This window comes from Rhizobium sp. N621, from assembly GCF_001664325.1.
Taxonomy (GTDB): domain Bacteria; phylum Pseudomonadota; class Alphaproteobacteria; order Rhizobiales; family Rhizobiaceae; genus Rhizobium; species Rhizobium esperanzae.
Genome location: NZ_CP013495.1, coordinates 3855114 through 3877910, shown reverse-complemented (window position 1 = coordinate 3877910; position 22797 = coordinate 3855114). Strand labels below are relative to the sequence as shown.

General features: G+C 62.3%; 19 protein-coding genes. 10 read left to right on the top strand and 9 right to left on the bottom strand.

What is annotated here, in order from left to right:
- Window positions 1-133: 133 nt before the first annotated feature.
- From AMK00_RS18640 to AMK00_RS18625, 4 genes are all read left to right on the top strand, one after another.
- Window positions 134-358, top strand: a complete 225-nt coding sequence (locus AMK00_RS18640) for an aa3-type cytochrome c oxidase subunit IV (protein ID WP_011426827.1) — start codon at window positions 134-136, stop codon at window positions 356-358.
- Window positions 359-562: 204 nt separating this feature from the next.
- Window positions 563-1711, top strand: coding sequence for a Re/Si-specific NAD(P)(+) transhydrogenase subunit alpha (locus AMK00_RS18635; RefSeq protein WP_064811353.1), 1149 nt, complete (start codon window positions 563-565; stop codon window positions 1709-1711).
- Window positions 1711-2109 (top strand): proton-translocating transhydrogenase family protein, encoded by a 399-nt coding sequence (locus tag AMK00_RS18630; RefSeq protein WP_003582338.1) that lies wholly within the window; start codon window positions 1711-1713, stop codon window positions 2107-2109. Before AMK00_RS18635 ends, AMK00_RS18630 begins: the two co-directional genes overlap by 1 nt.
- 7 nt (window positions 2110-2116) lie before the next feature.
- Window positions 2117-3511 carry an NAD(P)(+) transhydrogenase (Re/Si-specific) subunit beta gene (locus AMK00_RS18625; protein WP_064811352.1) on the top strand — a complete coding sequence of 465 codons (1395 nt, stop codon included), beginning with the start codon at window positions 2117-2119 and terminating at the stop codon, window positions 3509-3511.
- A gap of 33 nt (window positions 3512-3544) precedes the next feature.
- Here the strand turns inward: AMK00_RS18625 and AMK00_RS18620 are convergent, their stop codons facing one another.
- The 5 genes from AMK00_RS18620 to AMK00_RS18600 form a co-directional block, all read right to left on the bottom strand.
- Window positions 3545-4027, bottom strand: a complete 483-nt coding sequence (locus AMK00_RS18620) for a DUF992 domain-containing protein (RefSeq protein ID WP_064804982.1) — start codon at window positions 4025-4027, stop codon at window positions 3545-3547.
- A 58-nt stretch (window positions 4028-4085) separates the two neighbouring features.
- Window positions 4086-5738, bottom strand: coding sequence for a sensor histidine kinase (locus AMK00_RS18615; protein ID WP_064811351.1), 1653 nt, complete (start codon window positions 5736-5738; stop codon window positions 4086-4088).
- Window positions 5739-6164: 426 nt separating this feature from the next.
- A complete protein-coding gene (locus AMK00_RS18610; protein WP_064804978.1) occupies window positions 6165-7031 on the bottom strand; it encodes a tetratricopeptide repeat protein in 867 nt (288 codons plus the stop codon).
- Between the two features lie 135 nt (window positions 7032-7166).
- Window positions 7167-7379, bottom strand: a complete 213-nt coding sequence (gene rpsU / locus AMK00_RS18605) for a 30S ribosomal protein S21 (protein WP_003585885.1) — start codon at window positions 7377-7379, stop codon at window positions 7167-7169.
- 156 nt (window positions 7380-7535) lie between these two features.
- A complete protein-coding gene (locus tag AMK00_RS18600; protein WP_237350483.1) occupies window positions 7536-9086 on the bottom strand; it encodes an adenylate/guanylate cyclase domain-containing protein in 1551 nt (516 codons plus the stop codon).
- A 332-nt stretch (window positions 9087-9418) separates the two neighbouring features.
- Here AMK00_RS18600 and AMK00_RS18590 point away from each other — a divergent pair, with 332 nt between their 5' ends.
- Window positions 9419-11590, top strand: coding sequence for a CHASE2 domain-containing protein (locus tag AMK00_RS18590; RefSeq protein ID WP_064811766.1), 2172 nt, complete (start codon window positions 9419-9421; stop codon window positions 11588-11590).
- A gap of 5 nt (window positions 11591-11595) precedes the next feature.
- On the opposite strand, the gene AMK00_RS18585 is transcribed toward AMK00_RS18590, so the two are convergent.
- Complete coding sequence (locus AMK00_RS18585) at window positions 11596-12609, bottom strand: FecR family protein (RefSeq protein WP_064811348.1); 1014 nt, start codon at window positions 12607-12609, stop codon at window positions 11596-11598.
- A 289-nt stretch (window positions 12610-12898) separates the two neighbouring features.
- Here AMK00_RS18585 and AMK00_RS18580 point away from each other — a divergent pair, with 289 nt between their 5' ends.
- From AMK00_RS18580 to AMK00_RS18560, 5 genes are all read left to right on the top strand, one after another.
- Window positions 12899-14152, top strand: coding sequence for a sarcosine oxidase subunit beta family protein (locus AMK00_RS18580; protein ID WP_011426818.1), 1254 nt, complete (start codon window positions 12899-12901; stop codon window positions 14150-14152).
- Between the two features lie 109 nt (window positions 14153-14261).
- Window positions 14262-14603: a sarcosine oxidase subunit delta gene (locus tag AMK00_RS18575; RefSeq protein WP_064804970.1), complete on the top strand. Its 342-nt coding sequence runs from the start codon at window positions 14262-14264 to the stop codon at window positions 14601-14603.
- Entirely contained in the window at window positions 14600-17593 is a 2994-nt protein-coding gene (locus AMK00_RS18570; RefSeq protein WP_064811347.1) for a sarcosine oxidase subunit alpha, read from the top strand. Before AMK00_RS18575 ends, AMK00_RS18570 begins: the two co-directional genes overlap by 4 nt.
- Window positions 17586-18134: a sarcosine oxidase subunit gamma gene (locus AMK00_RS18565; RefSeq protein WP_064811346.1), complete on the top strand. Its 549-nt coding sequence runs from the start codon at window positions 17586-17588 to the stop codon at window positions 18132-18134. The genes AMK00_RS18570 and AMK00_RS18565 overlap by 8 nt, the downstream gene beginning before the upstream one ends.
- Before the next feature lie 48 nt (window positions 18135-18182).
- On the top strand, window positions 18183-18581 hold the full coding sequence (locus AMK00_RS18560) for a VOC family protein (RefSeq protein WP_064811345.1): 399 nt from the start codon (window positions 18183-18185) through the stop codon (window positions 18579-18581).
- Between the two features lie 16 nt (window positions 18582-18597).
- Here the strand turns inward: AMK00_RS18560 and AMK00_RS18555 are convergent, their stop codons facing one another.
- From AMK00_RS18555 to AMK00_RS18545, 3 genes are all read right to left on the bottom strand, one after another.
- A complete protein-coding gene (locus AMK00_RS18555) occupies window positions 18598-19086 on the bottom strand; it encodes a MaoC family dehydratase (protein ID WP_064811765.1) in 489 nt (162 codons plus the stop codon).
- 89 nt (window positions 19087-19175) lie between these two features.
- A complete protein-coding gene (gene glgX, locus AMK00_RS18550; protein WP_064811344.1) occupies window positions 19176-21152 on the bottom strand; it encodes a glycogen debranching protein GlgX in 1977 nt (658 codons plus the stop codon).
- A 12-nt stretch (window positions 21153-21164) separates the two neighbouring features.
- Window positions 21165-22796: an alpha-D-glucose phosphate-specific phosphoglucomutase gene (locus AMK00_RS18545; protein ID WP_064811343.1), complete on the bottom strand. Its 1632-nt coding sequence runs from the start codon at window positions 22794-22796 to the stop codon at window positions 21165-21167.
- Between the last annotated feature and the right edge of the window lies 1 nt (window position 22797).

Sequence of the window (22797 nt, the reverse complement as noted above, 5' to 3'; positions counted from 1 at the left end):
TTTGGAACCGCGGGCTGCGGCATTCTCATGCATTGCGCTTTCGCCTGTCATTGTGTAATTCCTGCAGGCAGGGACTTCCCTCGGCCTAAGAGGGAATCAGGCAGCGCAAGAGCATTTCAGGGAGACGATATTTATGGCCGAACATCATACCGGACCGGTCGAGACCGGCGCGCCGATGGATTACAAGGAACATGAGCAGACCTACAACATGTTCATTGCCGGCACGAAATACGGCACGATGCTTCTCGTTGTTCTCCTGCTCGCGATGACCGCCGGTTTCTTCGGCGGCGCCGGCCTTCTCGGTGGGCTCTTCGTCTTCATCGTTCTTCTCGCCGCCGGCATCTTCCTGTTCCGCTGATCGGCTGGCGCATCGGCCCTGAAAATCGCAATCGATTTTCGGCAAACACGATGTGTCTATTCAGGGAGTTGGAGCGTCTTTGTGCGTCCGGGGGGACGCAGGCGCTCTAAGGGGAGGGGAGGCTTCTCCGAAGCCTTCTGAATTAGATGCTTGGCCTGCGCAGGCGAGCCTGCGGCGGTCTGGCTGACCCGGAGGAGGGGGCAGTTGGGCAATATTGTTTTCGTTGCAAAGGAAGTCACGGACGGGGAGGCGCGTGTGGCGGCCTCCACCGAGACCGTGAAGAAGATGAAGGGCTTCGGCTTCGACATCATCGTGGAGGCGGGCGCCGGTGCGGCTTCGCGCATTCCGGACGCTGAGTTCGAGGCCGTAGGCGCCAGGATCGGCAGTTTTGCCGATGCAGCCTCCGCCGACGTGGTGCTCAAGGTGCGCCGCCCGAGCCCATCGGAAATCGCGGGCTATAAGAGCGGCGCTGTTGTCATCGCGATCATGGACCCCTACGGCAATGACGAGGCGATTGCCGCACTCGCAAATGCCGGGCTTTCGGCTTTCGCCATGGAGCTGATGCCGCGCATCACCCGCGCCCAGTCGATGGACGTGCTCTCCTCTCAGGCCAATCTCGCCGGCTACCAGGCCGTCATCGAGGCGGCCGCGGTCTATGACCGCGCCATGCCGATGATGATGACGGCGGCAGGCACCGTGCCGGCTGCCAAGGTCTTCGTCATGGGTGCCGGCGTCGCCGGTCTGCAAGCGATCGCCACGGCGCGGCGCCTCGGTGCTGCGGTCTCGGCCACCGACGTTCGCCCGGCCGCCAAGGAGCAGGTTGCCTCGCTCGGCGCCAAGTTCATCGCCGTCGAGGACGAGGAGTTCAAGGCGGCGGAAACGGCCGGCGGTTATGCCAAGGAAATGTCGGCCGATTATCAGGCGAAGCAGGCGGCGCTCGTCGCCGAACACATCGCCAAGCAGGATATCGTCATCACCACCGCTCTTATTCCCGGCCGGCCGGCGCCGCGGCTCGTTTCGCGCGCCATGCTTTCCTCGATGAAGCCGGGTGCGGTCGCCGTCGACCTCGCGGTCGAGCGCGGCGGCAATATCGAGGGCGTCGTTACCGGCGAGATCGCGGATGTCGAAGGCGTCAGCGTGATCGGCTTCGCCAATATGCCTGGCCGGGTCGCGGCCAGCGCCTCGGCGCTTTACGCCAAGAACCTCGTCACCTTCCTCGAGACGATGGTCAACAAGGAAACGAAGGCTGTCGTCGTCAACCTCGATGACGAGCTCGTCAAGGCAACGATGCTGACCTATGCCGGCGACGTGGTGCATCCCGCCTTCGGCGGCGCGAAGAAGGGAGACATGTGATGGCCAGTGAAGCAATGGACAGAGCGCTGCAGCAGTTGAACGACGCCGTGACGGCCGTCGCCACCGCAGCCGCGCATGCCCCCGAAGCGGCAAGTGCGGCAACGGGCGGGGCGATCGATCCCTTCGTCTTCCAGCTGGCGATCTTCGTCTTGTCGATTTTCGTCGGCTATTACGTCGTCTGGTCAGTGACACCGGCGCTGCATACGCCGCTGATGGCGGTGACCAACGCGATCTCCTCGGTCATCGTCGTCGGCGCGCTTCTGGCGGTCGGCATCTCCACGAGCGGGCTTGCGACCGGCTTCGGCTTCGTTGCCCTGGTGCTGGTCTCGGTCAACATCTTCGGCGGCTTCCTGGTCACTCAGCGCATGCTTTCGATGTACCGCAAGAAGGACCGGTGAGGGATCGATGACCAATATCGCAGCTTTCCTCTACCTCGTTTCCGGCGTGCTCTTCATCCTGGCGCTGCGCGGCCTGTCGCATCCGGCCACCAGCCGCAAGGGCAATCTCTACGGCATGATCGGCATGGGGATCGCCATCCTGACGACGCTGGTGTTGGCGACCCCGAACTTCGGCGGCTTCGTGCTGATCATCCTCGGCCTTGCCATCGGCGGCAGCGTCGGCGCCTATGTCGCTCGCACCATCGCCATGACCTCGATGCCGCAGCTCGTCGCCGGTTTCCACTCACTGGTCGGCCTCGCCGCCGTGCTGGTGGCCGCCTCCGCGCTCTATACGCCCGCCTCCTTCGGCATCGGCGAGATCGGCCATATCCACACCGAGGCGCGCATCGAAATGGCGCTGGGCGTCGCGATCGGGGCGCTCACCTTCACCGGCTCGATCATCGCCTTCCTGAAGCTCGACGGGCGCATGTCCGGCAAGCCGATCCTGCTGCCCTACCGGCATTTGATCAATGCAACCCTGCTGGCGCTGATCGTGCTCTTCATCATCGGCCTTGCCGCTACCGAAAGCCATTTCGACTTCTGGGCCGTCGTGGCGCTGTCGCTGGCGCTCGGTGTCCTGCTGATCGTGCCGATCGGCGGCGCCGACATGCCCGTCGTTGTCTCCATGCTGAACTCCTATTCCGGCTGGGCTGCGGCCGGCATCGGCTTCACCCTCGGCAATCTGGCGCTGATCATCACCGGCGCGCTTGTCGGCTCCTCCGGCGCCATTCTCTCCTACATCATGTGCAAGGGCATGAACCGGTCCTTCGTCTCGGTCATTCTCGGCGGCTTCGGCGGCGAGACGGCATCCGGCGGGCCGGACACATCAGACAAGACGGTCAAGCTCGGCTCCGCCGAGGATGCGGCCTATCTGATGGCGAATGCCTCGAAGGTCATCATCGTGCCGGGTTATGGCATGGCGGTCGCCCAGGCCCAGCATGCGCTGCGCGAACTTGCCGACAATCTGAAGAAGAACGGCGTCGAGGTGAAATATGCGATCCACCCGGTCGCAGGCCGCATGCCCGGCCATATGAATGTGCTGCTGGCCGAAGCCAATGTTCCCTATGACGAGGTCTTCGAGCTCGAAGACATCAATTCGGAGTTCGCCCAGGCCGATGTTGCCTATGTCATCGGCGCCAATGACGTCACCAATCCGGCGGCGCGCGACGACAAGACCTCGCCGATCTACGGCATGCCGATCCTCGATGTCGATCGGGCGAAGACCTGCCTGTTCGTCAAGCGCTCGCTTGGTTCGGGTTATGCCGGCATCGACAACACGCTGTTCTACAAGGACGGCACGATGATGCTGCTCGGGGACGCCAAGAAAATGACCGAAGACATTAATAAGGCGATCGCGCATTGAGCCGATGAGCCGCCCCTTTTTGGGCGGCTTTTCTCATATCTCGCCCGGCGCCAGCGTCATCTTCTCGACGCCGATCGCCAGGTTCAGCCCTTCCTGCGCCTGGACATTCAGCGGCTGCAGCATGAAAGCCTTATTGGTGCCGCCGGCGATCACTTTGGCGCCGGCGCCCGCACCGATGCTCGCATCGGCGCCGACACCGTAATATTCGCCGGCAAGGGCGAATTGCGGCATATCGGTGCCGGTCTTTGCCAGGACCTGCCAGATCATCACGCTCTTGCCCGTCTGGCCGATGTCGAGGCCGAACTTCTCGATTTTTCCGGCATAGACGGCCTTGGCGCCGCCGGATGCCGGCGTATAGGTGCAGATGAGGTTCTTCTGCGAGGTGACGATCAGGCCCTGACCGCCATCCGATCCGCAGACCAGACGGCCAAGCGTCACATAACTTTCCGCACTCGCCGGGCTTGCCAAGGCAGCGGCAACCAGTGCCGCGGCGGCGATCATCGTTTGCTTGAACATGGTCCTTCTCCTTGGAACGACCTGTTCGAAACGGGTTGCGGTGGCGATTGTTCCTGGGTTATTCCCGCTCCAGCGCGGCGCGCTGGGCTATCAGCACCCATAACAGGCCTTCGGGCCGGAAATCGACCTGAACCGCGCCTCGGAAGGCGGAAGCGGCATGCGCCTTGATGACGGTCGTGCCGAAGCCAGAGCGCGAGGGCTCTGTGACCGGCGGGCCGCCGCGCTCTTCCCAGGTGAAGCGGAGCAGGGCATCCGCCTTGTCTTCGTCCCTGACATCGTGCCAGTTGAAGCGGACGCGGCCCTGCGGGACGGAGAGCGCACCATATTTCACAGAATTGGTGGCGAGCTCATGCAGGGCAAGGCCGAGATTCTGCACTGCATCCGGCTTCAGGACGAAATCATCGCCGGTGATTTCGATCTGTTCGCGCGATTGCGGGAAGGCCTGCAGATGGATGTCAACGACCCGCCGGAGCGACACGCCTCCCCATTGCTCGCTGGTCAGAAGCTCGATCGAACGCACCAGGCCCTCAAGGCGGTCGGCGACGGCGGCTTGAAAGGTTTCGACGCTGTCGGCCTGTTTGGCGAGCTGGCGCATCATGGCCTGAGCAAGCGTGAGAAGGTTCTTGGTGCGGTGGACGAGTTCATGCATGACGAAGCGCAACCGGTCTTCGGTCTGGCTGCGATCGAATGAGGCATTCGAAAGAGCGATCGCCACCTGGTTCGCCTCGATGACGCTCGTTTCAACGGGTGAGACGATATGGCCCTGGCCCATGCGGTTCGCCATGTCGGCGATCTCGCGGATGGTGGTGCGGACCTGTCTCGCGACGGCATAGGCGGCCAGCACCGCGACGAGCACGAGCGCGACGCCGCCGATGATGAGGAAACGCCAGGTGCTGAGAATCGAAGCCTGCGCCACCGGCCCCCAGATCACCGTCTTCCAAGACCAGCCGGGAATTTGTGCATAACCGAGAAGCATGTGCGGCAGGATCGACTTATCTTCGAAGACCCCTCGGGAAAAACCAAGCGCCGGCAGGATGCGCGGATCGAAGGGGGTGCCGGGCTTGAGGGCGGCGGGACCTGCGGCAACGACCACGTGGCCGCTTTGGTCGAGAACGGCGGCCGACCAACCGGGGGCAAGACCCTGGGTCGTCACCAGCCGGCCGAGATCCCTGGCGTCCTGGGTGATGATGAGGGCGGCGACAGGATCGCCCTCTCTTGGCAAAGTGACGTTGTAGACCCACTCGCCGCTGGTTCTGCCGCGAAAAACATCGGACGCCTCGATTTGGCCGGATCTCATTGCGGCATCGAGGGCGGCGATGTTTGCCGTCTTTCCGAGCGGAGTGCCGAAGGGCCGGCGCGTGTTCAGCAGTTGCTGACCATTGCGGTCGACGGCGAGGACATAGAACGCATTGTTCCGCAGAGCCGTTTCTGTGCGTTCGTGGAAGGAGGCGAGGTCGCCGTTTTCGAGCTCCGGGGAGCTCGACAGCAGCCGTAACGTCGTCGCCATGTCCTGAAGCTGGCGATCGATGATGCGCGAAAGGGCAAGCGCGTCCTGCGCCGTCTCGCGCTTCAGCGTCGAGCGCTGGTTGTCCTCCAGCTGCAGCAGAAGCAGCGCCACGAAGGCGAAGATCGGCAGCGCGATCGCCACCGCCATGGCGACCAGATAGGTGCCGATCGAGGCTTTGGGAAAAAACAGTGCGACGATCTTCATTTATTGCGCGCCGCCGCTACAAGTCCCGGTATTGCCGCGTCCTTTGTGCGTCCTGAAAGACGCGCGGCGCTGCTGTGCGCGCTGTCCGCAACAGTTTTCGTCTGCGGTCAGGAAAGCAAAGATCCGCATCTCTCGCAAACCGCCCTCAACGTGTTTTCGCACACCCCGATAGCGGGCTATCGAAGCAGCCGCATGTTAGGGGGAGCAAAAGCAGGTTGCAACATCGTATGACATGCCATCGAAGACCGCAGCGGGGTTTTCCGCCCCTCTTTTCAAAGCGATGCGGCCGCCTTCATGACGGCACGCTCCCGCTGTCCGTTGTTGCGCGCGCACCGGCCCGGTCATCGATTAAGCGGTTGCCGGAGATTTTCTTGCAATGCCAAGGTTCTGGGGCGTCCGATGTTCCGGCCGCCCCAATTCACATCCTTAGCCGGCTGGAGCGCCGACTCGGGCGAGACCATCACGGGCCGGCTGGTATTTCGGGTCAAGCCCGACCGCATGGCGATAGGAGCGGGCAGCCTTGGCCTTGTCGCCGCGGCGTTCGTAGACAAGAGCCTGGTTGGCCCAGGATTCGGCGATGTTGCCGTTGAGATCGATTGCGTGATTGAAATCGGCAAACGCGTTGTCGTCGTCATTCAGCGCGATGTAGGAGATGCCGCGGCCATTATAGGGCTCGGGCGAATTCGGCGCGAGCGAGATGGCCTTCGAGAAATCATCGATGGCCTTGTCTTGCTGATTGCGCTTCTGGTAGATCAGGCCACGATTGTGATAGGCGCGGCCATCGGTCGTGCCGAGCTGGATCGCCTTGCTGAAATCATTGAAAGCTGCATCGTCCTGGCCGGCCATGCGATAGACATTGCCGCGGCCGATATAGGCGACGTCGTAGCTCGGATTGATCTGCAGGGCGGCATTGTAGTCGGCAATCGCCTGTTGCTGCTGGCCCATGTTGCGATAGACGAGCGCGCGATTGGCGTAGGCCTGGAAGAAGCGCGGATTGATCTGCAATGCCGTGTTGAAATCGTTCAGCGCCTGGCGGAACTGGCCGCCACGGCCGTAGGCGGAACCGCGGACATTATACCCTTCGGGATCCCTCGGATTGGCGTTGATAACAGCCGTCAGCGACGCGATGTTTTCTTCCGAGCCCTGCGCCTTGTCGATGCGGATTACGGCATCCGTCGTATTGGTCGTCTCGCAGCCGGCGAGACCGACCATGGCCGCCAGCGTCAAAGCCGGCAGGAATGCGGTTTTCTGAAAGCGCCAGGCGCGGGACGGATTGAAGGTGGTATCAGCCATTCGGGCTCGCTTTCCCCATGCGGCATATCCAACACTGGGATATGCTGATCTTCAGCGGCAAACTAAAAAGGCGGCGGCGAACCCATCGCCCCCGCCACAATGCATCTGAAAACGTCGAAAAAACGACGGCAACGCTTAGCGTGCGACCAGACCTTCGCGCTGGGCGCGCTTGCGGGCCAGCTTGCGAACGCGGCGAACAGCCTCGGCCTTTTCGCGAGCACGCTTCTGCGACGGCTTCTCGTAATAGTCGCGCATCTTCATTTCGCGGAAAATGCCTTCGCGCTGCATCTTCTTCTTGAGAGCGCGGAGAGCCTGATCGACATTGTTATCGCGGACAAGTACCTGCACGAGAATCACGTTCCTTTGGTTTGGTTGATGCCTGAGGCAGCGCAGCGCCAGGGGCAAAAATATAACGTTCGCGCGGCCGCGGCCTTGCGATTGGTGATGCGGGATAGCAGATCGAGTAGGGGAAGTCCAGATGGATATCGGAGGCAGCTGGAAAAATCACATCTGCCCGGCATCCTGTCTCAAGCGAGCCGCTTCCGGCAGGGCGTCGTCCAGGGCGGCGATTGCCTCCTTGAGCGCCGTTCTGACCCGGAGTCGATCGGCAGGCTCCAGCCGGCTCATATCCAGATGCAGGTCGAGACCCGAGAGATGTTCGCTCAGAACCCGGCTCTTGTGGTCGGCGCCGAGCGTCAGTCCATCGACGGCATAGGGCACGACCTCGCGCTGGATGCCCTTCATGGTGATCGGCGGCAAAGGGTGAGCGTCGACGATCTCGTTCACCAGCGCATAGGTTTCGTAGCTGATGACGATTTCTCCGCCCTGGGCGATCGACTGCAGCCTTGCCGCGAGATTGGCCTCCGCGCCGATGATCGTATAGTCCATGCGATCGCTGCTGCCGAAATTGCCGACGTTGCAATAACCGCTGTTAATTCCCATGCGCACGACGAAAGGCTCCTCGGTGCCGTTTCTGCGCCATCTGTCTTTGAGCTCCCCGAGGCGGCGCTGCATGTCGACGGCCATTCGCAGGCAGGCTTTCGCATCTTCCTCCGGACCCTTCGTTTCCGGGTCGCCGAAGAAGACCAGCATGGCATCGCCGATGAACTTGTCCACTGTGCCGCCATGGGCGAGGGCAATGTTCGACATTTCGGTCAGATATTCGTTGAGCATTTCCGTCAACGCTTCCGGCTGCAGCCGCTCGGTGGTCGCGGTGAAATCCTTGATGTCGGAGAAAAAAATCGTCAGGCGCTTGCGTTCGGTATGGACGACGACGTCTTTCTGTCCGCTGAAGATGCTTTTGTAGATCTGCGGCGAGAGATAACGCGAAATCTTCAGGGAAACGCTCGCCAGAAATTCATTCGCCGCTTCGAGATCGCGATTGGCGCCGTGGATCGCGCGGGCCTGCTGGCGCTGCAACAGAATGAAGCTGAGGCCGATGATAGCGACAAAAAGAAAATAGCAGAGCAGATATTTGAAGGCGAAGACGTTGCTTGCGTAGGGCTGCTTGATGACCACTTCCTGAATGCCGCGCACATCGCCGACCTTCCAATCGGTCTTCGGACTTTCCGGGTGGCTGTTGTGACAGGCAACGCAGGCCTGGCCCATGACGACGGGCGTGATGAACCGCAAGGTATCGGTCAATCCGACGCGGTTGAGGTCGCTCAACGTCTGCTGCGGATTGGCGCGCAACGCGGCAAGCGCTCGTTTCTCGAAATCGTCGAGCTCGTGGGAAGCGCGGCTTTTGAACGGCAGATCGGAGACGAAGCGGTATGTGATGTTGGCCTGCTGCTCCTTGATGACGTCGCCGAGTTCCAGCGAAAGTGTTGCCGGCAGTGGGATGGCGCCTGGGATATTGGTGTAGTTGTGAGAGACGACCGTGCCTGCGGTCGCGCCGCTGGCGTGCGCGGCCAGAACGCGTCCGACGACATTGGCGGAATAATAGGAGCGGATGCTCGATATCAGCGAGCTCATATCGCGTGCTTGGCGTCTGAGGGTATTTCCGGAGAGATCGCTGATGTCGAGCCAGACGGCAAGCGGCAGTCCTGCAAGCATCGCCAGCACGACGACGATCAGCCAATAGCCGCTGCGGCGCACGGCGGTTTCGGAAATCACGGGAGCCCCTCACTCTTCCATCTAAAAGCATTCGCGCTTCGCGCCGTTACAAGAACATTTCACCGCGCGCCCGGCAAGATCGAAGCCATGTCGTCCAAGCAAAAGCGTGGCCGAACAGACGGCGTCGCCGAATTTGAAGGCGCCGTTGCGCCGACCGGCGGGAAGCGGGAGGCTGGAAAGCGAAAAGAAGCGCCGCAAGCGCATGGGCGAATGGCGTTCGGATAGAAAGCGGCGTAGCCTGTCGATTGGCAGGGGGGACACCGGTTGGGATGATGACGCGCGTGCAGCAAATCGGTGTCGTTATCGGTCTGGTGATCGTGGCTGCCCTGACGATGCTGCGGGCAGACGATCCCGGGATCTTCAAGCTGATCCGTGGCGTGACCTTCGACGAGTATCAGCGCCTGCTTCCGAGAACATTCGAGCCCATGCCGGTCCGCGTGATCGATATCGACGAGGCGTCGTTGCGTGAATTCGGTCAATGGCCGTGGCCACGGGATCGGTTGGCTCTGCTGGTGGACCGGCTTTCTGACATGGGCGCGGCGGCCATCGCCTTCGATGTCCTCTTTTCAGAGCCGGACCGGCTGTCGCCGCGCAACGTGGTGCGCGAGGTCGCGGGGGTTGATCCATCCCTGGCCGAGAAGTTTCCCGACAATGACGAGATCTTTGCCCGCTCGATCTCCGGCAAACCCGTCGTGCTCGGCTTCGGGCTTTCCAACGAGGGCAGTTACCGGCCGCCTGTCAAAGCGGGCTTTGCTTTCACCGGGGAAAGCCCGGTCTCGGCTCCGCCCTACCTTGCCGCATCGACGCCGCTCAGGCCGCAACTGGAAGCCAATGCCGCAGGGCTCGGCCACATCAGCCTCAATCCCGGCAATCCTTCGCCGGTGGTGCGGGCGGTGCCGTTGTTCCTGACCGACGGCGTGCAGCTCTATCCCAATCTCGCGGTGGAAGCGCTGCGCGTCGCGCAGGGTGTATCGACGTATGTATTGACCGGGGCGCCCGATCGCGCCGGCGTGATGACATCGGCAAAGATCGGCGATTTCGTCGTGCCGCTGACGGCGGCGGGCGAATTCTGGCTCTATGTCAGCCCCGACCGGGCCGAGCGCTATATCTCCGCCCGCAAGGTGCTCGCCGCCGGAGGCGCCTCTCCCGAGGTCGCTGCCGCCATTGACGGCAGCATCGTCTTCGTCGGCACCTCGGCGGCAGGCCTGCAGGACATCCGTGTCACGGCGCTCGGCGAGAATGTTCCCGGCGTTTCGATGCATGCGCAGGCCGTCGAACAGATTCTCTCCGGCCGTTTCCTGTCGCGGCCCGATTGGGCGGACGGGCTGGAAATCCTCACGATCGCGGTGCTCGGATGCCTACTCGTCGTGGTGACAACCTTCGTCAGTCCCGCCGTCGCATTGGTCTGCGGCCTGCTCATTACCGCAATGGCGCTCGTGGCCTCCTGGTTCTCCTTCCTCTATGCGGGGCTTCTTCTCGATCCGTTGGCTCCGATCATCAGCGGATCGATCACCCATTTTGCGGCAACCTCGTTCCGCATTCTGGTGATCGACCGGGAAAGGCGCGAGGTGCGGCGCGCCTTCGGACATTATCTTTCTCCGTCACTGCTCCATCGCATTGAGCATAACCGCGATGCCTTGCGCCTCGGTGGAGATGACCGGGAGCTGACGGTGATGTTCGTCGACGTCAGGAACTTCACCGAGATCAGCGAACGGCTGGCGCCGACTGATGTCGTTGCCTTCCTGAATACATTGCTCGACGCGCTGAGCCGTCATGTCGTGGCTAACGAAGGTACTCTCGACAAGTTTATCGGCGATTCGATCATGGCATTCTGGAATGCGCCGGTTGATGTTGCGGATCACGAAACCAAGGCGGTTCGCACGGCGCTCGCCATGCGTGAGACACTCGCCGAACTGAACGCCAGCGACGCCTTCGGCTTCGGACCCGGTCAGGAGGTCGGCATCGGCATCGGCATCCATACCGGCGTTGCTTGCGTCGGCAATATGGGCGCCAAGACCCGCTTCAACTATTCGGCAGTCGGAGATGCGGTCAACGTCGCAGCCCGCATTGAATCGTCCTGCAAGGAAGTCGGCTTCGATATTCTCATCTCCGACAGCACCGCACGGTCAGTGCAGGGAATGGCGCTGATCGAAGCGGGCGCCCTTGCGCTCAAGGGGAAGAGCAGCCGGACACAGATCCTTGCCGTCGTCGGCGATGAACGGGTGGCGGTATCCCAAGAATTCGCCGCGCTTGAGGTCGTTCACCGGCAGCTTATGCAGGCCCTGCAATCGCATTCCAGGAACAGCCGGAAGCTTATCGGTACGGCAAAGCTCAGGGCAGTGCAGGTGATCGGCGGTTTGTCGGAATTCTACCAGCGCATATCTGGCAGGACTGATCATTTCCGCGAAGTGCCAGAGGGGATCGAAAAGAGCGCTGCAGACTGACGGCCTCAGCGCCCGCGATTGAAATTCCGATCCCTGTCGTGGTTGCGATCGTTGTCGTGATCATGATCATGATTGTGATCGCGATGTCCATGATGATCGCGGTCGTGCCCGCGATGATCCTCGCCGTGATTTCCGGGCTTGCCGTCATTGTCATGCCGGCCATGGCCATCATGTTTGTCCGGTCTATCCGGCTTGTCATGATGGGGCCTGTCATGGTCATGATGGGGCTTATCGGGCTTGCTCGGTCGCTCCTTTTGCGGCTCGGCCTGTCTCTGCGGCGGATCCTGTCTTTGTGGAGCTGGGGCAATTGCCGGCGGAGGTCGCAATCTGTCTTTTCTTTCCGGTGCAACCGAGGCCATATTGCAGCCGCCGAGCATGCCGATGCCGCCTGCAAGCCGCTGGTTGCCGGAGAGGAAGGGGAGGGCGCGGGGATTTCCGAGCGTATCGAGAACGCTCGGATCGACCCGGCGGGCCGGCGACATATCGCCGTTCGGCTTGGCGACGACGCAATCGCAGCGCTGCTGCAACTGGCGGCAGCCGCCCGGGCCGCAGAAGCTGGCCGCACCGTTCAGCAAGACGACGGCGGTGGTGCCGTCTTGGCCCACGTAGAAATCGAATGCGGTGCCGCGCACGCCGATTGTGCCGGCGGGCGTCAGAATCTGGTAGGCCGAGGATTGGGAATTGCCGCTGACCCAGCGAAAGGTACCTTTCGCTGCCTTAATGGTGAGTTTCTTGACGGATTGTGAATCGTCGAAGATATATTTGTCGATGACGACCGAAGAGCCCCAGCCGACCGCCAGCTTGGTACCGTCGCGAAACAGGAATTGGCCGAGTCCGGATTGCGATGTCCGGATACGCTCGTCGCGGTGAACGCTGGTGTTGACCTCAATCGGCCCGCCTTGTCCCGTCACCTCCGTCCTGATGACGACAGCCTGGCCGACCGGTTCTGCGGCAGGCGCCGGCAGCGCGCTGGGAAGCACGATGCAAAGCGCCGCGAGTAATGTACGCCGACCCCACATGATACATGTACCCCGGGAACACCGGGTGAATTAACATTTTAGCAACTGCATGTCTTCTCGCCCACTTGGGCTAGGGCGGCGGCGATCGACCGACGTGCGGCTTTTGCGTCATCTTCCGACGTCGGCTGAGATCCGCAGAATGGCTCCCGAAATGGCGCAGTTTCGGCATCATGTCGCATAGTGTCAAAACCAAAGCTCTTGCGCGTCGCAAAAGAGCCGTTGTGCCGCATTTGGATTTGCGATTTGTATGGGCGCGAGAACAGCCCTTGCCCGAAGGAGAAGAAGGCGGATGCGGAAATATTCGGTTTTTGCCGTGGCGCGGGAGGCCCTTCGCGGCCACAGAGGTTGGGAGAAGCAGTGGACTTCGCCGGAGCCGCGCGCTGAATACGACGTCGTTATCATCGGCGCTGGCGGACATGGCTTGGGAGCCGCCTATTACCTTGCCAAGGAGCACGGCATCACCAATGTGGCGGTGATCGAGAAGGGTTGGCTCGGCGGCGGTAATACCGGGCGCAATACCACCATTATCCGCTCGAACTATCTCTATGAAGAGAGCATGCACATTTACGAGCATTCGATGAAGCTCTGGGAAGGGCTTTCACAGGAGCTCAACTACAATGTGATGTATTCGCCGCGCGGCGTGATGATGCTCTCGCACAATATTCACGACCAGCAGTCCTTCAAGCGACACATCCACGCCAACCGGCTCTACGGCATCGACAATGAATGGCTGACGCCGGAGCAGGCCAAGGCCTATTGTCCGCCGCTCGACATCTCCGCCAGCGCGCGCTATCCGATCAACGGTGCGGCGCTGCAGCGGCGCGGCGGCACGGCGCGGCACGATGCGGTGGCCTGGGGATATGCGCGGGCAGCCTCCGATCGAGGCGTGCACATCATTCAGAACTGCGAAGTGACCGGCATCCGGCGCGGTCCGGACGGACGGGTGACCGGGGTCGAGACCTCGCGCGGCTTCATCGGCGCCAGAAAGGTCGGCGTATCGGCCGCGGGCCATACATCGACAATCATGAAGATGGCGGATGTGCGCGTGCCGCTGCAATCGAGCCCGCTGCAGGCGCTGGTCTCCGAGCCGCTGAAGCCGATCTTCCCCTGCGTCGTCATGTCGAACACGGTGCATGCCTATATCTCGCAGTCCGACAAGGGCGAACTCGTCATCGGCGCCGGTACCGACCAGTATAATTCCTATTCCCAGACCGGCGGGTTGCAGATCATCACGCATACGCTCGACGCCATCTGCGAACTCTTTCCGATGTTCCGGCGCGTCAAGATGATGCGGCAATGGGGCGGCATCGTCGACAATACGCCGGACCGTTCGGCGATCCAGTCGAAGACGCCGGTACCCGGGCTTTACGTCAATTGCGGCTGGGGCACCGGCGGCTTCAAGGCGACGCCCGGCTCGGCCAATCTCTTTGCGCACCTGATCGCCCGCGATGAAGCGCACAAGTTCAATGCCGGCCTGACGCTGGAACGCTTCCGCAGCGGCCGGCTGATCGATGAAGCGGCGGCTGCGGCGGTGGCGCACTGATGATGAACGTGTTCGCTCAAATGCCCCCTCCTTTCGGTATTCACGCCCTCATCCGCCTTGAACGTACCTTCTTCCTGCTCGGGAGAAGGGGAGGAGAAGGAAATCTCACATGCTGCTGATCCATTGCCCTTATTGTCAGGAAGAGCGTTCCGAGCTCGAATTCCGCGGCGCGGGTGACGCGCATATCGTGCGGCCGGCCGATATCGCCTCGATCTCGGACGAGGAATTCGAAGAGTATTTCTTTCTGCGCGACAACCCGAAGGGGCTGATCTTCGAGCGCTGGCGGCATATTCACGGATGCGGCCGCTTCTTCAACGCGGCGCGCGATACGGTGAGCGACAAGTTCATCATGACCTATAAGGCAGGCGAACCGAAGCCGCGGATCGGTGCCGAGGCCGAACAGCACGGGCCTGTCGAGACCTATGAAGCCGTGGAAGGAGAGGCGCAATGAGCGGCGCAAATCGTATCGTCGGCAAGGGGCGTCTGACGCCTGCAAAGACCGCGCGCTTCAGCTTCGACGGCCAGAGCTATACCGCGCTCGAAGGCGATACCGTGGCCTCGGCGCTGATCGCCAATGGCATTCATCTCGTCGGCCGTTCGTTCAAATATCACCGGGCGCGCGGCATCCTCTCGGCAGGGGCCGAAGAGCCGAACGCGCTGATCGACGTCGCCCGCGACAAGGCGCGCAAGCAGCCGAACGTGCGCGCCACGGTGCAGGAAATCTTCGACGGCATGATCGTCCAGTCGCAGAACCGCTGGCCCTCGCTGGCCTACGATGTCGGTGCGGTCAACAATCTGATGTCGCCGTTCTTCGCTGCCGGCTTCTACTACAAGACCTTCATGTGGCCGCGCGCGGCCTGGAAACACGTCTACGAGCCGTTCATTCGCCGCGCTGCCGGTCTCGGCGTCGCGCCGACGGAGGAGGATCCGGACCATTATGCCAGCCGCTACGCCCATTGCGACGTGCTGGTGGTCGGCGCCGGTGTTGCCGGGCTTTCGGCGGCGCTGGCCGCGGCCGAGACCGGAGCGAAGGTGATCCTTTGCGACGAGCAGGCGGAAGCCGGCGGTGCGCTGCGCTACGATGCCGGCGTCAGGATCGACGGACAGGATGGTTACGCCTGGGCGCAGAAAACCGTGGCGCGGCTGAAGGCAATGGACAATGTCGAGGTGCTCATCCGCACGACCGCCTTCGGCTACTACAACCATAATTTCGTCGGCCTCGCCGAACGCGTCACCGATCATATCGCCAAACCATCGAGCGATCTGCCGCGCGAGCGGCTGTGGCAGGTCCGGGCCAAGCGGGTGATCCTCGCCACCGGCGCGATCGAGCGGCATATGGTATTTCCGAACAACGACCGGCCCGGCATCATGCTGGCGTCGGCGGGGCGGATGTATCTCAATCATTACGGCGTTGCCGTCGGAAGCAATGTCGGCATCTACACGGCGCATGACTCCGCCTATGAGGCGGCTTTCGATCTGAAACGGGCCGGCGTTTCGATCGCCGCAATCGTCGATTGCAGGCAGGCGCCGGGAGCGGCGGTGCTGGCAGAGGCGCGTTCGCTCGGCATCGATGTTCTCACAGGCCAGTCGGTCGTCAACACGGCAGGGCGGCTGCGCATCTCATCGATGACGGTGGCGCGCAACGGCGGCGGTTCGGCGCGCAAGATCGCGGTCGATGCGCTTCTGGTTTCGGCCGGCTGGACGCCATCCGTGCACCTGTTCTCGCAGTCGCGCGGCAAGGTGGCCTTCGAAGCGGAAAGTCAGCGCTTCCTGCCCGGCACCTATGCGCAGGATTGCCTGTCGGTCGGCGCCTGCAACGGCACCGACGACTTGCAGCGGACGGTCGAGGAATCGCTTGCTGCCGGCGAACTGATGGCGCAGGCCGCCGGCAAGAGCGGCGGCGGGAAAATCACGATCTCGGCCGAGCAGCCCTATGACTGGACGGGCGGGATGATCGGCGCCGCCGAAGGCGCTGGGCCGAAGACGAACGCCAAGGCCTTCATCGATTTCCAGCACGATGTCTGCGCCAAGGATATCCGCCTTGCCGTGCGCGAAGGCATGCACTCGATCGAGCATATCAAGCGGTTCACGACCAATGGCATGGCCTCGGACCAGGGCAAGCTTTCCAACATGCATGGCCTGGCGATTGCTGCGGAAATGCTCGGCAAGGAAATCCCGCGGGTCGGTCTCACCACCTTCCGCGCGCCCTACACGCCGGTGACCTATGGTACGCTGATCGGCCATTCGCGCGGAAAGCTGTTCGATCCGACGCGCAAGACGCCGCTGCACAGCTGGGAAGAAGCCCATGGCGCTGTTTTCGAAGATGTCGGCAACTGGAAGCGCGCCTGGTTCTATCCGCGATCGGGCGAGACCATGCATCAGGCGGTTGCGCGCGAGTGCCGGACGGCCCGCGAGTCGGCAGGCATCTTCGACGCCTCGACGCTCGGCAAGATCGAGGTTGTAGGCCCGGATGCGGCGAAATTCCTCAATCTTATCTACACCAATGCCTGGGACACGCTGAAGCCCGGCAAGGCGCGCTACGGCATCATGACGCGTGAGGACGGCTTCGTTTATGACGACGGCGTCGTCGGCCGCCTGGCGGAGGACCGTTTCCATGTGACGACGACGACAGGCGGAGCACCGCGTGTTCTCCATCACATGGAAGATTACCTGCAGACGGAATTCCCGGATCTGAAGGTGTGGCTGACCTCGGTGACCGAACAATGGGCTGTCATCGCCGTACAGGGGCCGAAGGCGCGCGCGATCGTCGAGCCTCTCGTCGAAGGGGTCGATCTTTCGAACGAGGCCTTCCCGCATATGAGCGTTGCCGAGTGCACGGTCTGCGGCGTACCGGCGCGGCTCTTCCGCGTTTCCTTCACCGGTGAAATCGGTTTCGAAATCAACGTGCCGGCCGATTACGGCCAGTCGGTGCTCGAGGCGGTCTGGGCCAATGCCGAACCGCTCGGCGCCTGCGTCTACGGTACGGAGACGATGCACGTTCTTCGCGCCGAGAAGGGCTATATCATCGTCGGCCAGGATACCGACGGGACCGTGACCCCCGATGACGCGGGCGTCGCCTGGGCCGTTTCGAAGAAGAAGAAGGACTTCGTCGGCATTCGCGGGCTGCAGCGGCCGGACCTCGTCAAGGAGGGGCGCAAGCAGCTCGTCGGCCTCGTCACCAAGGATCCGAAGCTGGTGCTCGAAGAAGGCGCGCAGGTGGTCGCGAGCCCGAACGAGCCGAAGCCGATGACGATGCTCGGCCACGTCACATCGGCCTATTGGTCGGAAAATTGCGGCAGGTCGATCGCCTTCGCGCTGGTCGCCGGCGGCCGGGCGCGAATGGGCGAGACGCTTTATGTGCCGATGCCGGACCGGACGATCGCCGTCGAAGTGACGGATCTGGTGTTCTTTGACAAGGAAGGAGGCCGCATCCATGGCTGATGTCGCAATTCGCAAGCCGGCGCTGGCCGGCCGTCTCGGCGGCTCCGCCACAGTGCGCCTGGCCGTCGCACCGCCCGCAAGCCGAGTGGCGCTGCGCGCGCCGGCAGGGTCGCTCAAAGCACTTTCTTTGGCTCTCGGCCTGTCTGTGCCGACCGCTCCGAAAACGTCCGGTCGCGCCGGTGCGCGCTCGGCGCTCTGGATCGGGCCGGACGAGTGGTTGTTGATCGACGAAGCGGGCGGCGATCTGATGGCGGCATGTTCCAGCTCCGGCGCGCTGCATTCCGCGACAGACGTCTCCCACCGCAACGTGGCGGTCATCGTTTCCGGGCCGGGTGCGGAGGCCACGCTTGCGGCCGGCTGCCCGCAGGATCTGTCGCTGTCGTCCTTTCCGGTCGGCGCCGCCTCGCGCACGGTCTTCGGCAAGGCGGAGATCATACTTTTCCGCACGGAAGAAGACACGTTCCGGGTTGAGTGCTGGCGGTCGTTTTCCGATTACGTCTTCGGCCTCTTGGCCGAGGCGGCGGAAGATGCCGGGCATTGAGACCGGGCTGATCGCGACTGCATAAGTACATGTTCAGGGGATAGGCGAATGCTGCACCATGCCTCCCTCGGTGTTTCCGATATCGAACGGTCGGCGGCATTTTACGATGCCGCCCTTGCCGCGCTCGGTTATGTCAGGGTCTGGGACGATATCAGGCCGGGAGAAGCAGACCAGGCAATCGGCTACGGCCTTCCGGGCGGCGGGGACAAGTTGGCGATCAAGCATCGGCCTGATGGCCAGCGTCCGCCGGGTTCGGGTTTTCATCTGGCCTTTGCCGCACCAAGTCGCCAAGCGGTTGACGGGTTTCATGCGGCGGCAATCGCGCATGGCGGCCGTGACAACGGCGCTCCAGGTCTGAGGCCCCACTATGGCGAGCATTATTATGCTGCCTTCGTAATCGATCCGGACGGACATGCTCTCGAAGCGGTGATCAATTCACCGGAATAGCAAGAGCCGCGATTGCCTATCCGTCTTCCGGGCGGTCCTTCGGATCAAACTGGATGATGGTGATCCATTTTGCCGTCAGCGCCGGCTTCTTCTCGTTTTCGATTTCGATCGCCACGTCATAGGTGGTCATCAGCATGCCGCCGCCGCGGAAGCGGGCGTCGCAGAGCAGGAAGCGGCCGCGCACGCGGGCGCCGCTCTTGACCGGCGTCATGAAGCGGACGCGGTCGAAGCCGTAGTTGATGCCCATGGTCTGCTCGCGTACTTTCGGCAGACAATTGTAATTCATCGCCGACAGCAGGGACAGCGTCAGGAAACCATGGGCGATGGTGCCGCCGAAGGGGCTTTCGGCTGCCGCGCGCTGGGGATCGACATGAATGAACTGATGGTCGTCGGTCGCCCCCGCAAAGGCGTCGATCATTGTCTGGTCGACGGTGATCCAATCCGAAAGACCCGTTTCCATGCCGATCAATCCCCGCACGTCGGAGAGTGAAATTTCCGTGACCATGAATTCCTCGTGAGAAAAGCCGCCGGGCAAAGCCTTATCGTGCATTTATGACGATTGCGACAAGGATTTGCGTGAGTGGGGGAAGGCGGTCATTTTTCTACGAAAAAGGCGACCGAGCGTGGCTCGACGGTCACGCGGGCGTCGGCCTTCTTCGCTCCCTCCGGCGTTAGCTGGCGCCAGCCCGGCTCGTTTTCCGACGGAAGCGTAAAGAGCTGGCGACTCTCCGAGCGATTGAAAAGCACGGCAAGCCGGGTTTTTCTGCCGCGCGAGGAGCGGTCGCCGGTGGCGAGCAGCATGCCGAGGGTCGAGAGCGATGGCGTCTCCCATTCGGCAACGGTCATGGGTTCGCCGGAGAGCGAGATCCATTCGACATCGCCATTGCCGGAGAGGAAGTCGGTTTCGGAAAAAATCGTAAAGCGGCGGCGCAGCCCCGCGACGAACGCGGTATGGGCGATAAGATCCTCGTTCAGCGCCTTCCAATCCAGCCAGGTGATCTCATTGTCCTGGCAATAGGCGTTGTTGTTGCCGTGCTGGCTGCGGCCGCCCTCGTCACCCGCCGTCAGCATGACGCTGCCACGGGTGGCAAAGAGCGTTGATATCAGCGCCATCACGTCATTGATCCGGCGCTTGCGAATGGTGGGATAGAGGGTCTCGCCTTCGACGCCATTGTTCCAGGAATGGTTCTCGTTGTGGCCGTCCCGGTTGTGCTCGCCATTGGCGTCATTGTGCTTGTCGGCATAGGAGACGAGGTCGATCAGCGTGAAGCCGTCATGGGCGGCGAGGAAATTGACGCTGCGCGTCCCTTTGCCGTCATTGCGGGAGAAGATGTCGGAGGAACCGGCAAGCGCCGTTGCGAGCGAGCCGGTCTTCCATTGGTCGCCACGCCAGTAACAGCGCAGATGGTCGCGAACCCTGTCGTTCCATTCAAGAAAGGGGCTGGGGAAATTGCCGAGCTGGTAACCACCCGGGCCGATATCCCACGGTTCGGCGATCATGATGCGGTCGGCAAGCACGTTGTCCGCCAAGATCGCGGCGAGCGTTCCCCCATCGCGCTCGAAGCCGCTCGCGGTGCGGCCCAGCACCGGGGCGAGATCGAAGCGGAAACCGTCGACGCCGGCGTTGAGCACGAAATGGCGCAGGCTGTCGATGACGAGGCGCCTGACCTCGGGATGATCGCAGGCGATCGTGTTGCCGGTGCCGGTATCATTGATGAGTTCGCCGGGGCTGTTCGGGGCGTGGCGATAATAATGCAGGTTGTCGAGGCCGCGCAGCGACAGCGTCGCGCCATAACGATCGCTCTCGCCGGTATGGTTGAAGACGAGATCGAGGATGACGGCGATGCCTTCGGCATGGAGGGCGGCAACGGTCTTGCGCAGCTCGGCCATGCCGCCGGGGACAATTCGCGGATCGAGCGCCATCAAACCGACCGGGTTGTAGCCCCAGCCGTTGGTGAGACCGAGCGGCGGCAAGTGGCGCTCATCGATCCAGGCGGTGATCGGCATCAGTTCGACGGCATCGACCCCGATCCGCTTCAGATGCGCGATCACCGATGGATGGGCAAGGGCTGCGACGGTACCGCGCTCGGCCTCCGGCACATCGGGGTGAAGAATGGTGAAGGGCCGCACCGCCACTTCATAGATAAAACAGCCCGGTTTGAAGAGCGGCTTGCCGATTGCGGCTGGGGTATCGGTGGTGACGATCGCCTTCGGCATCAGATCCTGGCTGTCCTCGCCGTAGAGGCCGAGGCGGGGATCGTAGCGGAACGGCCGGTCGATTTCCCTGGCGTAGGGATCGATCAGCAGTTTGGACGGGTCGAACCAGAGGCCGTTGTCGGGCGCATAGATGCCGTCGGCGCGATAGCCGTAGCGGGCGCCCTGCCCGAGGCCGTCGACGAACAGGCGATGGGTATGGTTGCCATCGCGGGCCATCGGCAGGCGCGCGAATTCCCTGTTGCCGTCATTTTCGAAGAGGCAGAGTTCGATCTGCGCGGCATGATGCGACCACACGGCAAATTCGACGCCGGTCTCGAAGACGATCGCGCCCCGCGCCGAATTGCTGTCCCGCATGTCCCCCCCGGATCAGGTGATCACGGTTGGCTCATCGCGTCCCGTGCGCTCACGAATGCTGGCAATGCTTTCGGCGGCCGCGATTAGATCGGCAAGCGCTTCCTGCGTTTCGATGTTGTGACGAGTCGAATCCGGCTCGTAGCGCTCGATATAGACGCGCAAGGTTGCGCCAGACGTGCCGGTGCCCGACAGGCGGAAGACGACGCGGGAGCCGCCTTCGAAGAGCACGCGGATGCCCTGATGCTCGCTGACCGATTTGTCGATCGGATCATGATAGGCGAAATCATCGGCCTTCTCGACCTTCAAGCTGCCGAAGCTCTTGCCGGACAGGGTGGAGAGCTGGCTGCGGAGATTGTCCATCAGGTCGTTCGCCGCGCCGGTGTCCAGGCCTTCATAGTCGTGGCGCGAATAGTAGTTGCGGCCGTAGGTCTGCCAGTGCTGAGTGACAATGTCGGCGACGCTCTCGCCGCGCACGGCAAGGATGTTCAGCCACAGCAGCACGGCCCAGAGGCCATCCTTCTCACGGACATGATTGGAGCCGGTGCCGGAGCTTTCTTCACCGCAGATCGTCGCCATGCCGGCATCGAGCAGGTTGCCGAAGAACTTCCAGCCGGTCGGCGTCTCATACATGCCGATGCCGCGTTTTTCGGCAACGCGGTCGGCCGCGCCCGATGTCGGCATCGACCGGGCGATGCCGGCGAGGCCGCCGGAATAGCCGGGGGCGAGATTGGCGTTGGCGGCAAGGATCGCCAGACTATCGGAGGGGGTGACGAAGATGCCGCGGCCGATAATGAGGTTGCGGTCGCCGTCACCGTCGGACGCGGCGCCGAAATCGGGCGCGTCCTCTCCCATCATCTCATCGAAGAGTTCCTTGCAGTGAACCGGGTTCGGATCGGGATGATGACCGCCGAAATCCGGCAGCGGCATGAAGTTGCGAACCGAACCCAAGGGAGCGCCGAGGCGATTTTCGAAGATTTCCTTGGCGTAGGGGCCGGTGACGGCGCTCATGCCATCGAAAGCGATGCGGAAACCGAGGCTGATCAGATTGCGGATGGCGCCGAAATCGAACAGTTCTTCCATCAGCGCGGCATAGTCCTCGACCGGGTCGATAACCGAGAGGATCATGCCGCCGGGAAGCTCGTCCTTGCCTATGCGGTCGAGATTGACGTCGGCGAAATCGGCGATCTTGTAGCTGTCGATCGTCTTGGAGCGCGCATAGATCGCGTCGGTGATCTTCTCCGGCGCCGGGCCGCCATTGTTGATGTTGTATTTGATGCCGAAGTCTTCGGTCGGCCCGCCGGGATTGTGGCTGGCCGACAGAATGATGCCGCCGAAGGCCTTGTACTTGCGGATGATGTGGGACGCGGCCGGCGTCGACAGAATGCCGCCCTTGCCGACCATGACCTTGCCGAAGCCGTTGGCGGCGGCCATCTTGATCGCCTTCTGGATGACTTCGCGATTGTAGTAACGTCCGTCGCCGCCGATGACGAGGCACTTGCCCTGATAGCCTTCCAGCGAATCGAAGATCGACTGGATGAAATTCTCCGCATAGTTCGGCTGCTGGAAGACCGGAACCTTCTTACGCAGACCCGACGTGCCGGGTTTCTGGTCCAGATAGGGCGTGGTGGGTACGGACTTGATCATT

Excerpts from the sequence above, each read along its gene's own strand:
- AMK00_RS18640 (WP_011426827.1), top strand. The coding sequence starts at position 134 with ATGGCCGAACATCATACCGGACCGGTCGAGACCGGCGCGCCGATGGAT.
- AMK00_RS18630 (WP_003582338.1), top strand. The coding sequence starts at position 1,711 with ATGGCCAGTGAAGCAATGGACAGAGCGCTGCAGCAGTTGAACGACGCC.
- AMK00_RS18625 (WP_064811352.1), top strand. The coding sequence starts at position 2,117 with ATGACCAATATCGCAGCTTTCCTCTACCTCGTTTCCGGCGTGCTCTTC.
- AMK00_RS18620 (WP_064804982.1), bottom strand. The coding sequence starts at position 4,027 with ATGTTCAAGCAAACGATGATCGCCGCCGCGGCACTGGTTGCCGCTGCC.
- AMK00_RS18615 (WP_064811351.1), bottom strand. The coding sequence starts at position 5,738 with ATGAAGATCGTCGCACTGTTTTTTCCCAAAGCCTCGATCGGCACCTAT.
- AMK00_RS18610 (WP_064804978.1), bottom strand. The coding sequence starts at position 7,031 with ATGGCTGATACCACCTTCAATCCGTCCCGCGCCTGGCGCTTTCAGAAA.
- AMK00_RS18600 (WP_237350483.1), bottom strand. The coding sequence starts at position 9,086 with ATGCTTGCAGGACTGCCGCTTGCCGTCTGGCTCGACATCAGCGATCTC.
- AMK00_RS18590 (WP_064811766.1), top strand. The coding sequence starts at position 9,419 with ATGACGCGCGTGCAGCAAATCGGTGTCGTTATCGGTCTGGTGATCGTG.
- AMK00_RS18585 (WP_064811348.1), bottom strand. The coding sequence starts at position 12,609 with ATGTGGGGTCGGCGTACATTACTCGCGGCGCTTTGCATCGTGCTTCCC.
- AMK00_RS18580 (WP_011426818.1), top strand. The coding sequence starts at position 12,899 with ATGCGGAAATATTCGGTTTTTGCCGTGGCGCGGGAGGCCCTTCGCGGC.
- AMK00_RS18575 (WP_064804970.1), top strand. The coding sequence starts at position 14,262 with ATGCTGCTGATCCATTGCCCTTATTGTCAGGAAGAGCGTTCCGAGCTC.
- AMK00_RS18570 (WP_064811347.1), top strand. The coding sequence starts at position 14,600 with ATGAGCGGCGCAAATCGTATCGTCGGCAAGGGGCGTCTGACGCCTGCA.
- AMK00_RS18565 (WP_064811346.1), top strand. The coding sequence starts at position 17,586 with ATGGCTGATGTCGCAATTCGCAAGCCGGCGCTGGCCGGCCGTCTCGGC.
- AMK00_RS18560 (WP_064811345.1), top strand. The coding sequence starts at position 18,183 with ATGCTGCACCATGCCTCCCTCGGTGTTTCCGATATCGAACGGTCGGCG.
- AMK00_RS18555 (WP_064811765.1), bottom strand. The coding sequence starts at position 19,086 with ATGGTCACGGAAATTTCACTCTCCGACGTGCGGGGATTGATCGGCATG.
- glgX (WP_064811344.1), bottom strand. The coding sequence starts at position 21,152 with ATGCGGGACAGCAATTCGGCGCGGGGCGCGATCGTCTTCGAGACCGGC.
- AMK00_RS18545 (WP_064811343.1), bottom strand. The coding sequence starts at position 22,796 with ATGATCAAGTCCGTACCCACCACGCCCTATCTGGACCAGAAACCCGGC.